Here is a 13,061-nt window from a genome sequence, read left to right as displayed (position 1 = left end):
CCCCTGCCAGCTTCGTTTAAATATCGCTTGCCAAGGGCAAGATTAGGCATAGAATGCGTTTTTTCGGTGGATGGCAAGCATTCTATGAACCTGGTGTCCTTCGATATTTTTCGCACTCTGGGCTTGCCGGGCATAACGGTTTTGAAACCGGACGATCTGTTTCGGCAAAAGGATCTGTTGCGGCAGGCGGACTGGGTGTTGTTCCCCGAATACTGGCAGCTCAACGCGCTGGTGTTTGGCCTGAACTGTCGGGTTTTTCCCAGCGAAGCCAGCTACCGCATTGGTCATGACAAAGTGGAAATGACCCGTGCTTTTCAGGTCGTGGCGCCGGAGCATACCCCCTGGACGCCAATTGAGGCTAACACTGCTGACGGTCGGGAGCGTTTGTGGCAGCTGATGTCATTGCCTTTTGTTGCCAAGCTGCCCAAAGCCAGCATGGGCGAAGGTGTCTGGCTGATCGAATCGCGTCAGGACTGGCAACGCTACTGCGAGAGGACCCCTGTGTTGTACGTGCAGGAATATCTGCCCATAGACCGGGATGTGCGCGTGGTGGTGATTGGTGATCGGGTGGTGACGGCGTATTGGCGCACACAGTCAGATCGCGGATTCTATAACAATGTTGCCAAGGGTGGTCAGATAGACCGAAGCCCGGTGCCGGCAGTCGTGACTAATCTGGCCCTGCGCCTGGCACGAACGCTGGGCGTCGATCATGCCGGTTTCGATATCGCGCTGGTCGACAACCACCCCTACGTACTCGAGTTCAATCGACTGTTTGGCAATCAGGGACTGGCTCAGGGGTCGGCTATCAGGGATGCTATACTTGACTACCTGGTCAGCAAAAGCGAGCCCGATGATCCCGACGGGCCCGTTCCTGTGTTACCAGTGGCGGTGTAAACAGCGCTCTGCATTGCTTCAGTCGCGAACCTCAATGCGGCCACCGATATCGTTGTAGTTCACGCTACCAGAACCGGTATCGCGGGCGATGAAGTCGCCTTGCACGTCGCGTACGGTAATATTCCCGGAGCCATCATCGCCAATCATGACGCTACCGCTGACGCGCTCGATACGGATATCACCTGAGCCGTCATCGATGATGTTTGCATCGCCATCGACGTCACGCACATTCACATCGCCCGAGCCGTCGCGGATACTGACGTGCATGGTCCGGGTCAGAGTCATGGAGCCGGAGCCATCGTCAATGTCGAGCCGGCCCCCGATGTTGTTAATCTCAATATCACCCGATCCGTCATCAATGCGCACGGGACCGATGGTGTCGCTGATTTGCAGGTCACCGGAACCATCGTCGATCAGCAGTTCGCCGCGGACATCCCGAATGTCGATATTGCCGCTGCCGTCGTCAATATCCAGCAGCAGCCCGGCCGGTACCATGAGTTCAATATCAATACGGGTGTCGAAGGACCCATTGAACAGGGAAAAGATATTGAAATTATGTTCGCCCGCTACAGTTTCCACCTCCCAGGTGTCGCCGCGGCGTTCATAAACAATGTCCATGTCGTCAAGCTCGCCGCGCGAGCCGGCACAGGCTTCGGCCTGTATTTCAATGGGTGCGTCGTCATCATCTGAACCGATGATCCCCAGGTAGCCGTCTCCGACATCCAATGTCAGTGTGCGGATGTCATTGCTGTCCAGGGTAATGTTGATGTCTTTGCACTCGTCCGCCAGGGCGGCACTGGAGAGCAGAACAGAGGGAAGCAGGCAGAGTAGAAGGTTGCGCACAGTTTTTATCCTTTTTGTCGTTGTCGGTTTAGGCGTCGGCTCGTTTTCCTGACGGAACCTAAAGCATTTAACATGGCATTGTTTACAAACACGTTACAAAAGTAGAAAGCAAAAACGGGACCAACTCTGGATATTGGTTTAAATCGTTGAATTAAATAATAGAAATTTTCCAATGACGAAACCAAAAGCAAGCAGTCTGCGTAGGTATTGGTAGGATTGACAAGAGACTGGTGGATTTCGCCAATTGACTGATGCACGAAAGATGTTGTGCGTCCGCTGGTCTGTTCAGGTGGCATGGCGCAAGCCGTGTTACAGTATTATCGGAATCATGATCAGGGGGCAATTGATTTAACCATGACTGCTAACACCGATTCGAAAAGCAACGCACCAACCCCGACAGATGGGCAAACGAAACCGCGCAAGCATGTCGCGGCGGCGTATGCCATTCTGGGCATCGGTGCGGTGAGTTTCATGTTTACAGGTTGGTGGTTGCTCACCCAGCGTGTGCCACCACCACCTGATTTCGCCGCCTTTGAGGATGTTGATGCGCGCAAAGACGCCTTTTTCGGATATTTTCTGCCGCTGGTGGAAATGCGTAACCAGGAGATTCTGAAGCTGCGTGCCGAGCTGTTGCTACTCAGTGAGAACCGGGATTCACTGTCAGGTCGCCAACAACGGCAAGTCTTGCAACTGGCGCAGGACTATGAGATTGAAGCGTTTGATATCACAGAAGCGGGTGATTGGGACACGCTGTTGCGCCGGGTTGATGTAGTGCCGCCCTCGTTGGCGCTGGCACAGGCGGCCAATGAAAGTGGATGGGGTGCGTCGCGCTTTGCCCTGGAGGGCAATAACTATTTTGGCCACTGGTGCTATGTCGAGGGCTGTGGGTTGATCCCGGACTCGCGCCCGAGCGGTGCCCGACACGAAGTCGCAGCCTTCGATTCGCCGCAGCAATCAGTGCAGCGCTATATCCGCAATCTGAACAGCCATGACGCCTACAACGACTTGAGAATGAAACGTTCGGAGTTGCGTGAAAATGATGAGCTGATTACCGGGCTGGAGCTGGCCGAAGGCCTGACGCAGTATTCGCAACGCGGACAGGAATACATCAGAGAGCTGCAGGCCATGATTCGCTTCAATAACCTGGATGAATTGGACGAGCCAGAAGCGCTGCCCTTGGGTACGCAAACCACGCAATAGAGCCGGTTATGCCTGGTGAGCCTGTTTGAGCGTCTGGCTGGCGTTCTCCACTTGCGTCACAAAACGCTGATGCAGCGCCTGGTATGTCTTGTCTGGGGTCTGGTTTTTACTGTCCGCCAGCACCTTGGCAAGTTCCGCTTCAGCCTGCAGGCGTTGCTTAACCACATCCCTTGTCTGATCAGCAGTGAACCAGGCGCGCAGACGGTGTAGCATTTGTTCTCCGGCCTCCTTGTCGGCGTCAGGCGCCGCGGGCAGGTCGCCGGTGTCGCGTATGACCTGCGCCAATTGCTCAGCCAGAGGCTCGCGCTCGCTGGCGATACGCGTGAACAGCTGCGCGGTGTTGCTGTCTTCCACGAATTCCGCTGAATCCCGATAGTGATCAATCGACTCCTGGACCAGGCGGTAGAGCTGTTGCAAAGCCAGCTGTTGTTCAGATCGTAAAATACTCATATTGTTCTGACTCCCTGCTCAATGTGTCCCAGCGCTGCAGTCAATGGCGACGTCGTGGTGTGCTCATGGCTGTGATTGTGCGCGTCCATGGCAGTCGCGACAACTGTCAGTGCCTTGGGCAGTACCCGAAACGTTGCCGGTGTGCAGGTCACGGGTTCGCCATCCGCATGAATTTCCAGCCGCCGTTTGCCGGCGCTGATTTCAATCTCTGTGGCCCGGGCGCAAAAAATGCGTCGATCCCGGCCCTGTTGCCCGTTGCGCAGCAGCGGCGCCAGTGTCAGCAGCTCCCACGTTCGCAGTGGACGCATGCTGAACAGGGACAGCTTGCCATCATCAATCCGGGCCTTTTCATCGATGACATTGCCGCCGCCGTAGAAGCGTCCGTTGCCCACTGCCAGATGCATGGAGTGAAGGCGATAGTGCTTCCCGTCCAGCGTCATGCGCACGTGAAACTGATCGTGCCGCATGATGGCCGCCGCCAGTGCGCGAACGTAGCTGAATACACCCCAGTGTTTTTTCACTTCACTGGTGAGCTCTTCGGTGACATGCGCGCCCAGTCCCATGTTGGCGGCGTTGAAAAAGTAGTGGCCATTAACTTCGCCCAAATCGATGCGTGTGTGTTCATTGTCAGCGATGATCTTAAAGGCCAGTTCCAGCGCTTCGGGAATGCCCAGCGAGCGTGCCAGATCGTTAGCGGTGCCCAGCGGCAGAATGGCGAGTGGCAGATCGCAGGTTAACAGGGTTTTGATCATGGAGCTGAGCGTGCCGTCACCACCGCCGACAATGACCAGGTCCAAGTCCGATTTGCGGCTTTGCACCGCTTCACAGCTTTCCTCAGCGCTGTGTGAGACCAGGGTTTCGACATCCATGCCGGCCTGACGCAAACGCCTGAGTCCGTCATTCAGGTCGGCTTCAGCGCCCTGACGGCTTTTGGGATTGATGATAAGCAGGGCGCGTGTGCGCGATGGCGTGCTGGTGACGGAAGACTGCGTCATTGCTGTTGTCCTTGTTGCCTGGTGGTGCTTCCCTGAGAAGTTGGTAGTGGGTCTTTCTGTTCGCGGAACCGGTTGCGCGCTAAAGCTCGGCGCCGGCTTCGGCCGGCGTCAAAAACGGTATCGGTTCACCCATGCGCACGCCGTAAATGACCGAGTAGGCCAGGACGTTCTGCACATAGCCGCGGGTTTCCAGAAAGGGAATGGTCTCTATCCAGATATCCATGGGCACCGGGTTGTCGGCGCTGCGTCGCAACCATTGTCGGACACGATTGGGACCGGCGTTGTAGGCCGCTGCCGCCAGTGCGCGATTGCCGTCAAACTCATCCAGCAAACCAGCCAGGTAACGGCTACCCAACGTGATGTTAATGTCCGGCTGGTACAGGTCGGCGGTGTTGACGCGCAGGCCGGCACCGAGAGCCGTCTCCCGCGCAGTGCCCGGCATCAATTGCATCAGGCCGCGGGCCCCGGCAGGGGATCTGACATCATGCATAAAGGCGCTTTCCTGCCGGGCAATAGCAAACAGCAACTGCGGCGGGATATCGAGATCGGCGGCGACGCTGGCAAACTGGTCACTGTACGCCAGCGGGAAACGCAGTTGCATGTCATCCCAGTAGCCGATCTGGATCATGGCCTGGATGCTGTTACGGTGCCAGCCCCATTCGTCGGCGAGCTTGCCGCTGGCGGCTACCTGCTCCGGTGTCATGTGCCGTACAGCATATTGCCATTCGTTGCGGGCGTTGACTTCGTCGCCGAGCAGGTAGAGCTCCCGTGCGCGTTCGATGGAGGGCAGGGTGGACAACGCTGCCAGTTGGGGCTGGTCAACGGCCACCGGGGTGTCCTGCAGCTCGTAGTCGATACCCAGCAGATCGGCCGACAGGAAGCCATAATAACTGCGGGTGTCTGCCACCTGCCGATACAGCGCCTGCGCCTGCGCATCGGTCTCTGACGTGTGTTTCTGCTCCAGCATGCGGGCCTGCCAATAACGCCAGCGTTCGCTGTGACGGGCGTCATCGGGCAGACGACCAATCCATTCTTCCACGCGCGGCCAGTCCTGGCTGCGCAGGGCATCGCGCAGAATCCAGCTCACCAGAGACTCGGTTACCAGTTCCGGGGTGTTGCGCAGCAATGACTCGGTCTCACCAATGAAGCCTTGCAACAGCAGGCGCAACGCGATCATGCGCTGGTGCTCGGTCATGGTGTTGTCAGGGAACCGGTGGACGTCATGATGTGCCTGCAGCAGCAACATGGCCAGCGGTGCGTCGATGGACATCAGGCGGCGGATGCCATGCAGGATGATTTCACGGGTTTCAGCGTTGTCGGCGCCCAGGGTATCGAAATCGCGCAGGCGTTCCGGTTCGCGATGGACGCGCAGGTAGAGCTCGGCCAGTGTGCGTTCGCGGGCCGGCATCAATGTTGAAATGTAACGTGCCAGATTGCTATTGCCAGCCTGCAGGGTTTTGCTGAAACGCTGCCAGGCGATATCCGGGGTCAGAAACCCTTCTGCCATCCAGGCTTCAAACACCGGGTCGCAGTCATTGGGCTGGGATACAGAGACATTCCACAGGCGGTCGGCATCAGCCAGCGTGGTGTAGTCGCCCAGCTCCAGATTGGCCTGCATGGCACGGCAGGTGAGTTCGGTCGTGGTGTTGGCTGGGTTGTGATAACGCAACAGCTCAGTGCCGCGATTCTCGCGTGCGAGCGCGGCCACCCACTCGCGCTCCAGGCGATCGCCGAGGTAGGTGTCGCGGTTCTGCGCCAGAAACTGGTCAATCTCGAAGAACTGGCCGTCGGTACGTTCACCGTCGCTGTTGGTTTGTGACAACGTTGTCAGACGATCACTGAGCACGGAGTATTCCAGATAGGGCAGCAAAGGGTAGCCCTGCAGCTGTTCCCGAACCGTGTGGTAGGTGTCGGTATCGTTGTCAGCCAGAGCGTCACGGGCGCTCTGGTACAGGGCGCGCTGTTCGCCAAAGTCCGGCGCCTCGGCAGCGAGCAGTGTTGTGTTTGGCCACAACGCAGCGCCCGCCAGCGCTGTGCACAGGCAGGTGATGAGTCCATTACGGCGACTGAAAGCTGTCAACATCGCGCGGTCCTGACCCTGGCTGATGGGTCATCTGGATGAGTGAGTGATGGGAATTATCATATCACGTCAGCAGACCCGGAAACTGCCCGGCGTATTGCATCGGTGGGGTCAGTGAGGCGGTGACAGGGGACGCATTTTGGTATCTGATGATATTATGCCGTGGGGACTTCATGGTGCCCGCACGAAGCAGGGATTTTAATGTATCTGAAATGCGATCAAGGAACCGGACATGTCGGAAAAATTCAGTGAGTTATCGCCCGCACTCATCGACTTTATCGGTGAGCAGCACATCTATTTTGTCGGCACTGCCGGCGCCGAAGGACGCGTCAATGTTTCCCCCAAAGGCATGGACAGCCTGCGTATTCTGGGTCCGAATGATGTCGTGTGGCTGAACATGACCGGTAGCGGCAATGAGACTGCGGCCCATGTGCTGGAAAACCAGCGTATGACCATCATGTTCTGCTCGTTCGGCAAGCAGCCGCTGATCCTGCGCCTTTACGGCCAGGCGCAGGTGATTCACCCGCGTGATGCGGACTGGGATGCGCTGATAACACAGTTCAACGACTATGTTGGCGCCCGTCAGATTTTCCGGCTGGCCGTTGACCTTGTGCAAACCTCCTGTGGTTATGCGGTACCGCACTGTGACTACAAGAGCGAGCGCATTACGCTGGAGAAGTGGGCTGAGAAACGCAGCCGCGAGGGCGTCGAGGCCTATTGGGCGGAAAAAAACACCCAAAGTCTGGATGGCAAAGACACCGGCATCCTGCCGTGATAAGGGTTTAGGTCTTTTAAAGGGGACGGAGGAGTTTACAGGTAAACTCCTCCGTCCCCATTAACGCCCCTGGCCGCCGTACTTTCGATTAACAATAAAAAGAGGGAGTAAGTATGGAATTCAACTATTTAGCGATAATTCTGGCTGGGATCTCGGCCTTCGTTTTGGGTGGGCTCTGGTATTCGCCGGTGGGTTTTGGCAAGGTCTGGCAGCGCGAGACGGGGGTGAGCACTGACAACATTAACCGGGTCAAAGTGTTTGGTGGTGCGTTTGTGCTGTCGCTAATTGCCGCCTTCGTATTTGCCATGTTTCTGGGCCCTGATCCGAGCCTACAGTTGGGCCTGGGCGCCGGATTTGCCGCCGGCGCGGGCTGGGTCGCCACGTCCTTCGGCATCAACTACCTATTTGCCCAGCGGAGCCTGACACTGTTCCTGATTGACGGTGGTTACCACACTTTGCAATTCACCCTCTACGGTCTGATCCTGTTCTTGTTCTGATCTTTATTTAGAGCGGCCAGGGACTTTAAGGGGACGGAGGAGTTTGCAGGTAAACTCCTCCGTCCCCTTTAAAGACCTAAACCCTGCCATTAAACCCGGCTGGAAAGCTTTTGGAACGGGTTTTGTGTTATGTTGTCTTAACAATCGAAGCAAAGGAAGGACTGACAACCCGCAAGCTGTGATCTGAGGAGAATGCCGATGAGTGCGCGAACCGATGTATCTACAGACGCCCGAGTAAGTGAGACGCCTGTCATCCACGCTGTCCAGCCTGCCGAGTTACGCTCGGTGTTACGCAAAGGGCTGGCTGATTTCGAAGCCAAACCCACCCATGGGGTCTTTCTGACCCTGATTTATCTGTTGATAGCCCTGTTTGCCGCTCTGTTCGGCCTGGGCGAGAATTTCCTGCCGCTGTTGTTCCCGCTGGTCGGGGGCCTGGCACTGGTTGGCCCGCTGGCCGCCTGCGGCCTGTATGAGCTGAGCCGTCGCCGCGAACTGGGTCAGGATTACTCCTGGTATCATGTTTTTGACGTCGCCAAAGCGCCCTCACGCTGGGGCATTGCGGCCATGGGTGTGATTCTGGCGGCCTTGTTTGTAGCCTGGTTGATGACCGCCGAGCTGCTCTATGGCATGTTTTTCGCTGAGCGTGCTCCGGCCGATGTGACGGCCATGATGCGGCAGATATTCATGACCTCAGCGGGCGTGCAGTTGTTGATCACGGGCACCCTCGTGGGTTTTGTGTACAGTGTTGTGGTGTATATGGCGACAGTAGTCTCGCTACCCATGATGATGCAGCAGAAAACCAGTCTGGGCAGGGCAGTGGTGACGTCACTGCGCGTAGTGAAGACCAACTGGCAGACCATGGTGACATGGTATCTCATGGTAGTCGGTCTGGTTTTGCTGGCTTCTCTGCCCCTGTTCGTGGGCCTGGGCCTTGTGGTGCCTATTCTCGGCCACGCGACCTGGCATTTGTATCGCCGCTCGGTGACGGTGCCGTAATATCAGCGGGACCCGGCAACTGAACGGGTCCCGTTATACCCCGGCTATGCGCATAGGGCATTCCGCGGCTATAATCCGGGTCAGCAAATCAGGCTGGCGCTTACCAGGATGCCAGCTGCAACAAACCTTATCCACTATCCAGGAGTTCGTTTTGAAGCCCGTTCCTAAAATTGTTAGCAGACTGCCCTCCCTGAAATCCACCCTGAAGCCCGCACTTTTTCCTGCTCTTGGCTTCAGCCTGCTGTTGAGTGCATGCAGCGACAATCAGCCGGAAGTTACCGGCAGCGACGTGCAGGATGACACACAGGTAGCCGCTGAGACCGAAACCAACCCGTTACTGGTTGCCAGCGATCTGCCCTACGGCATGCCGCCCTTTGACCGGATTCGCAATGAACACTTCCTGCCCGCGTACGAGCGTGCGATGGCAATGGAAAGTGAGGAAATCGACCGGATCGCCAACAACCCGGAACCTGCCAGCTTTGACAACACCATTGTCGCCATGGAGCGAACCGGTCAGGAGCTGACCCGTGTCGCGCGAATCTTCAACAACGTTAACGGAGCCAATACCAACCCGGAATTACAGGCAGTGCAGCGTGAGATGGCGCCCAGGCTGTCAGCGCACAATGATTCCATTTCACTGAATGCAGATTTGTTTGCGCGTGTTAATACCCTCTATGAGCAGCGCGAAGAACTGGCGCTGGATCCGGAGTCGGATCGGTTGCTGGAGCGTTACTACACCAGTTTTGTACGTTCCGGTGCTCAACTTGACGAAGCGCAAAAACAACGTCTGCGCGAAATCAACAGTGAGCTGGCGCGCTTGAGCACCCAGTTCACCCAGAACGTGCTGGCAGAGGTGAATGCGTCTGCGGTGGTGGTTGATACACGGGAAGAGCTGGCAGGTTTGTCCGGTGCGCAGATCCAGGCCGCCGCCGATGAGGCCGTCAGCCGTGGTGAAGATGGCAAGTATGTCATCACCCTGCGCAACACCAGCGGTCAGCCGCCACTGGCATCTCTGGAGAATCGTGCCTTGCGTGAACGCATACAGAAAGCATCCGTGGCGCGCGGTAGCCGTGGCAACGAGTTTGATACCACAGGTATTGTCTCCGATACGCTGAAGTTGCGCGCCGAGCGCGCGCAGATGCTGGGTTATGACACTCACGCAGATTTTATTCTTTCCGAGCAGACCGCCGGCAACAAAACTGTCGTCAATCAGATGCTGGGCGGCCTGGCACCTGTTGCGGTTGCCAACGCACGCGTGGAAGGGGAAGAGATCAAGCGGCTGATAGATGAGACCGAAGCCGAACCTTTTGAGCTGCAGGCCTGGGACTGGGCATACTACGCCGAGAAAGTACGGCAGCAGCGTTACGCGTTTGATGAGTCCGAAGTGCGCCCGTACTTTGAATTGAGCAACGTGCTCGACAACGGTGTGTTCTACGCGGCCGAGCAGGTGTACGGGCTGAGCTTTGAGCGACGTGATGAGCTGCCCACCTATCACCCCGATGTCCAGGTGTGGGAAGTGTTTGATGCTGACGGCACCGGGCTTGGCCTGATGCTGGGCGATTTTTACGCGCGTGGCAGCAAACGCGGTGGCGCCTGGATGAACAGCTATAACACACAAAGCGGATTGCTGGGGGGCAGCAAGGTGATTGGTAACCACCTCAATATCACCAAGCCGCCAGCTGGTGAGCCGACGCTGATGACCTTTGATGAGGTCACCACACTGTTCCATGAATTCGGGCACGTTCTGCACGGACTTTTCTCTGATGTGGAGTACCCACGTTTTGCCGGCACGTCGGTGCCGCGTGACTTTGTCGAATTCCCGTCGCAGGTTAACGAAATGTGGGCGACATGGCCCGATGTTCTGGAGAACTACGCCTTGCATTACGAGACCGGTGAGCGTATCCCGCAGGATCTGCTGGATCGTGTGCTGGCTGCCGCTCAGTTTAACGAGGGGTTCGGTACCACCGAGTATCTGGCTGCCTCAATCATAGACCAGGCCCTGCATCAGTTGCCGCCGGAGCAGATCCCGGATGCCGACGGCATCATGGCGTTCGAGGCGCAGGCGCTGGCTGATGCCGGTATCAACTATGATCCGGTGCCGCCGCGTTACCGCACTCCTTATTTCTCACACATCATGGGTGGTTACTCTGCCGGTTATTACTCCTATATCTGGAGTGAGGTGCTGGACGCCGATGCAGTGCAGTGGTTTATCGAAAATGGTGGCATGTCGCGCGTGACCGGTGATCGGTTCCGTGAAACCCTGCTGTCGCGTGGCGGCAGTGTCGATGCCATGCAACTGTACCAGGACTTTGCCGGTCGCCTGCCTGATATCGAACACATGTTGCGTCGTCGCGGATTGCAGCCGCAGTGAGAACTTTCAAGGTTCCAAATACACTGGTTCTGCTGTTTGCCATGCAGGTGCTGGCTCTGGTCATCACCTGGGTGCTGCCCGCCGGTGAGTTTGAGACCACACTGAATGAAGCCGGCCGGGAACTGGTGGTTCCCGGCACCTTTACCCTTCTCGAAGACAGCCCGTCGCTCAGTGTGATTGATGTGCTGACGGCGATTCCGCGCGGTCTGGCCGACTCACAGAATGTGATCTTTTTTGTGCTTATTGTCGGTGGTGTGCTTGCCGTGATTCGTCATACCGGCGCCATTGAAGCTCTGCTGGGTCGCATACTGCAGCGTTTCAGTACACGCACGGGCTTGCTGATCTTTTTCCCCATGCTGGCTTTTGCCGTGGGTGCCAGCACCTTTGGCATGGCGGTGGAGTTCATTACCCTGGTAGCGTTATTGTTAACGTTCTGCCTTGCGTTACGCCTGGATGCGATGACGGCCGTGGGTATACTGGTCGTGGGCTACGGCATCGGTTACGGTGCGGCGGCGGTTAACCCGTTCACCGTGATTGTGGCGCAGGGTGTTGCCGGCCTGCAGCCTGGTTCCGGTATTGGCTTGCGACTGGCGATTTTCCTGCCGCTGCTGTTGCTGGGCTTCCATCATGTCTACCGTTACGCTCAGCGCGTGAAGGCCGATCCCAGCGCCAGCCTGGTGTATGATCTGAGCAAGCAGCACGAGGATGTGTCGGCTGAGGAATATCCGCCGCTGACAACCACGCGCAAGTTGGTGCTGCTGGTCATGTTGTTGGGTCTTGTGACGCTAGTGTCAGGTGTCGTCTTTTACGGCTGGTATCTGACCGAGCTCAGTGCCCTGTTTGTGGCATTGGGTCTTATCACCGCGGTTGTTGCCCGCGTCAGCCCCGACAACACAGCGGTGGCGTTCTCCAAAGGGGTTGCGGACCTGGCGGCCACGGCATTTCTGATCGGCATGGCACGCGCCATAGCCCTGATCCTGGAAGACGGAGAAGTGCTGTACACCATCGTCTACGGCTTGTCAGTGCCATTGACAATGGTGGGTGCGGAGTTGGCGGTGGTTGGTATGTTACTGATGCAGAGCGTGCTCAATTTCTTTATCCCATCGGGCAGCGGCCAGGCCTACGTCACCATGCCATTGATGGCGCCGATGGCAGATCTGCTGGGTATCTCCCGGCAAACAGCGGTACTGGCGTATCAGTTCGGTGATGGTTTCACCAACATGATTATTCCCACCAACGGTATTCTGATGGGTATTCTGGGGATTGCCGGCGTTCCCTATGATCGCTGGTTCCGGTTCCTGATGCCGCTGATGTTGAAGCTGTTTCTGGCGTCCTCGGTGATTCTGATTGGCGCCGTGTGGTTTGGCTATTGAGTAACTTACGGCGCCGGGTAGAGTTGTACCGGCTCCAGTTCCACCGCCTGACTGTCATCACTGAAAGATACCAGTCCATCCTGAACCAGACAGTGCAGGGTCATACTGCGCTGCGCCAGAGCCGCCAGGGCCTGAGTGTGCTCGGGTAAAAGATTGATGATGCGCAGATTGGTCTGCCGGGCAAACTGCGTGTTGTTCTGCTCGGCCCACATTTCGGCAATGCGCCCGCCGTAGCAATACACGGTTACCTGTTGTGAGCGTCCGCAGGCCTTGCGCACCAGCCGCTCATCAGGCATGCCCACGTCAATCCAGTGTTCTATCGCACCGGTCAGGTCCTTCTGCCACAGGTCTGCTTCATCTTCGGTGCTCAGCCCCCGGCCAAATTCCAGTCGTTCATGCGCATTCAGCGCAAATGCCAGAAGGCGGACCATCATGCGTTCGTCGGTCTCGGAGGGATGCCGGGCAAGGGTCAGGGTATGTTCCTGATAATAATGCCGCTCCATATCCGAAACGTGCAGTGTTGCTTTGAAAATTGTTGATTTGGCGGCCATGAGCGTCCAGTTGCGTTGCAGAATGAAGTGTGGATG

12 protein-coding genes are annotated in these 13,061 nt (G+C 57.1%); 7 read left to right on the top strand and 5 right to left on the bottom strand.

The genetic code is table 11. The features are described 5' to 3' along the window. Positions 1–84: 84 nt before the first annotated feature. Entirely contained in the window at positions 85–894 is an 810-nt protein-coding gene (locus ENH71_RS02670) for an ATP-grasp domain-containing protein (RefSeq protein ID WP_294136606.1), read from the top strand. Between the two features lie 18 nt (positions 895–912). On the opposite strand, the gene ENH71_RS02665 is transcribed toward ENH71_RS02670, so the two are convergent. After that, a complete protein-coding gene (locus tag ENH71_RS02665) occupies positions 913–1,737 on the bottom strand; it encodes a DUF4097 family beta strand repeat-containing protein (RefSeq protein WP_294136608.1) in 825 nt (274 codons plus the stop codon). Between the two features lie 354 nt (positions 1,738–2,091). Here ENH71_RS02665 and ENH71_RS02660 point away from each other — a divergent pair, with 354 nt between their 5' ends. Then, a complete protein-coding gene (locus ENH71_RS02660; protein ID WP_294136610.1) occupies positions 2,092–2,937 on the top strand; it encodes a glucosaminidase domain-containing protein in 846 nt (281 codons plus the stop codon). A 6-nt stretch (positions 2,938–2,943) separates the two neighbouring features. On the opposite strand, the gene ENH71_RS02655 is transcribed toward ENH71_RS02660, so the two are convergent. The 3 genes from ENH71_RS02655 to ENH71_RS02645 all read right to left on the bottom strand — a co-directional run bounded on the left by ENH71_RS02655 (position 2,944) and on the right by ENH71_RS02645 (position 6,465). Then, positions 2,944–3,387 (bottom strand): DUF2383 domain-containing protein, encoded by a 444-nt coding sequence (locus tag ENH71_RS02655; protein WP_294136612.1) that lies wholly within the window; start codon positions 3,385–3,387, stop codon positions 2,944–2,946. Continuing rightward, the gene (locus tag ENH71_RS02650) at positions 3,384–4,382 is read right to left on the bottom strand and encodes a lipid kinase (RefSeq protein ID WP_294136614.1); all 999 of its coding nucleotides are present in this window, start codon (positions 4,380–4,382) and stop codon (positions 3,384–3,386) included. Before ENH71_RS02650 ends, ENH71_RS02655 begins: the two co-directional genes overlap by 4 nt. A 79-nt stretch (positions 4,383–4,461) precedes the next feature. Beyond that, positions 4,462–6,465 (bottom strand): transglycosylase SLT domain-containing protein, encoded by a 2,004-nt coding sequence (locus ENH71_RS02645; protein ID WP_294136616.1) that lies wholly within the window; start codon positions 6,463–6,465, stop codon positions 4,462–4,464. Positions 6,466–6,694: 229 nt separating this feature from the next. Between ENH71_RS02645 and ENH71_RS02640 the strand changes: the two genes are divergently transcribed. The 5 genes from ENH71_RS02640 (at position 6,695) to ENH71_RS02620 (ending at position 12,474) form a co-directional block, all read left to right on the top strand. Then, on the top strand, positions 6,695–7,237 hold the full coding sequence (locus ENH71_RS02640) for a pyridoxamine 5'-phosphate oxidase family protein (protein WP_294136618.1): 543 nt from the start codon (positions 6,695–6,697) through the stop codon (positions 7,235–7,237). 113 nt (positions 7,238–7,350) lie between these two features. Then, on the top strand, positions 7,351–7,734 hold the full coding sequence (locus ENH71_RS02635) for a DUF1761 domain-containing protein (protein ID WP_294136621.1): 384 nt from the start codon (positions 7,351–7,353) through the stop codon (positions 7,732–7,734). Between the two features lie 198 nt (positions 7,735–7,932). Further along, positions 7,933–8,730 carry a DUF2189 domain-containing protein gene (locus ENH71_RS02630; RefSeq protein WP_294136623.1) on the top strand — a complete coding sequence of 266 codons (798 nt, stop codon included), beginning with the start codon at positions 7,933–7,935 and terminating at the stop codon, positions 8,728–8,730. Between the two features lie 151 nt (positions 8,731–8,881). Further along, positions 8,882–11,101 carry a M3 family metallopeptidase gene (locus ENH71_RS02625; protein ID WP_294136625.1) on the top strand — a complete coding sequence of 740 codons (2,220 nt, stop codon included), beginning with the start codon at positions 8,882–8,884 and terminating at the stop codon, positions 11,099–11,101. Beyond that, complete coding sequence (locus ENH71_RS02620) at positions 11,098–12,474, top strand: YfcC family protein (protein ID WP_294136628.1); 1,377 nt, start codon at positions 11,098–11,100, stop codon at positions 12,472–12,474. Before ENH71_RS02625 ends, ENH71_RS02620 begins: the two co-directional genes overlap by 4 nt. Positions 12,475–12,479: 5 nt before the next feature. Here the strand turns inward: ENH71_RS02620 and ENH71_RS02615 are convergent, their stop codons facing one another. Then, positions 12,480–13,025, bottom strand: a complete 546-nt coding sequence (locus ENH71_RS02615; protein WP_294136630.1) for a YaeQ family protein — start codon at positions 13,023–13,025, stop codon at positions 12,480–12,482. Positions 13,026–13,061 lie beyond the last annotated feature (36 nt).

Origin of the sequence: Pseudohongiella sp., from assembly GCF_011050365.1 — a bacterium.
In the GTDB taxonomy this organism is placed as follows: Bacteria; Pseudomonadota; Gammaproteobacteria; order Pseudomonadales; family Pseudohongiellaceae; genus Pseudohongiella.
The sequence above is the reverse complement of the archived record's forward strand: the minus strand, read 5'-3'. Positions and strand labels throughout refer to the sequence as shown.

Coding starts and splice junctions, on each gene's coding strand:
- ENH71_RS02655 (WP_294136612.1), bottom strand. CDS start 3,387: ATGAGTATTTTACGATCTGAACAACAGCTGGCTTTGCAACAGCTCTAC.
- ENH71_RS02660 (WP_294136610.1), top strand. CDS start 2,092: ATGACTGCTAACACCGATTCGAAAAGCAACGCACCAACCCCGACAGAT.
- ENH71_RS02615 (WP_294136630.1), bottom strand. CDS start 13,025: ATGGCCGCCAAATCAACAATTTTCAAAGCAACACTGCACGTTTCGGAT.
- ENH71_RS02670 (WP_294136606.1), top strand. CDS start 85: ATGAACCTGGTGTCCTTCGATATTTTTCGCACTCTGGGCTTGCCGGGC.
- ENH71_RS02645 (WP_294136616.1), bottom strand. CDS start 6,465: ATGTTGACAGCTTTCAGTCGCCGTAATGGACTCATCACCTGCCTGTGC.
- ENH71_RS02630 (WP_294136623.1), top strand. CDS start 7,933: ATGAGTGCGCGAACCGATGTATCTACAGACGCCCGAGTAAGTGAGACG.
- ENH71_RS02650 (WP_294136614.1), bottom strand. CDS start 4,382: ATGACGCAGTCTTCCGTCACCAGCACGCCATCGCGCACACGCGCCCTG.
- ENH71_RS02635 (WP_294136621.1), top strand. CDS start 7,351: ATGGAATTCAACTATTTAGCGATAATTCTGGCTGGGATCTCGGCCTTC.
- ENH71_RS02640 (WP_294136618.1), top strand. CDS start 6,695: ATGTCGGAAAAATTCAGTGAGTTATCGCCCGCACTCATCGACTTTATC.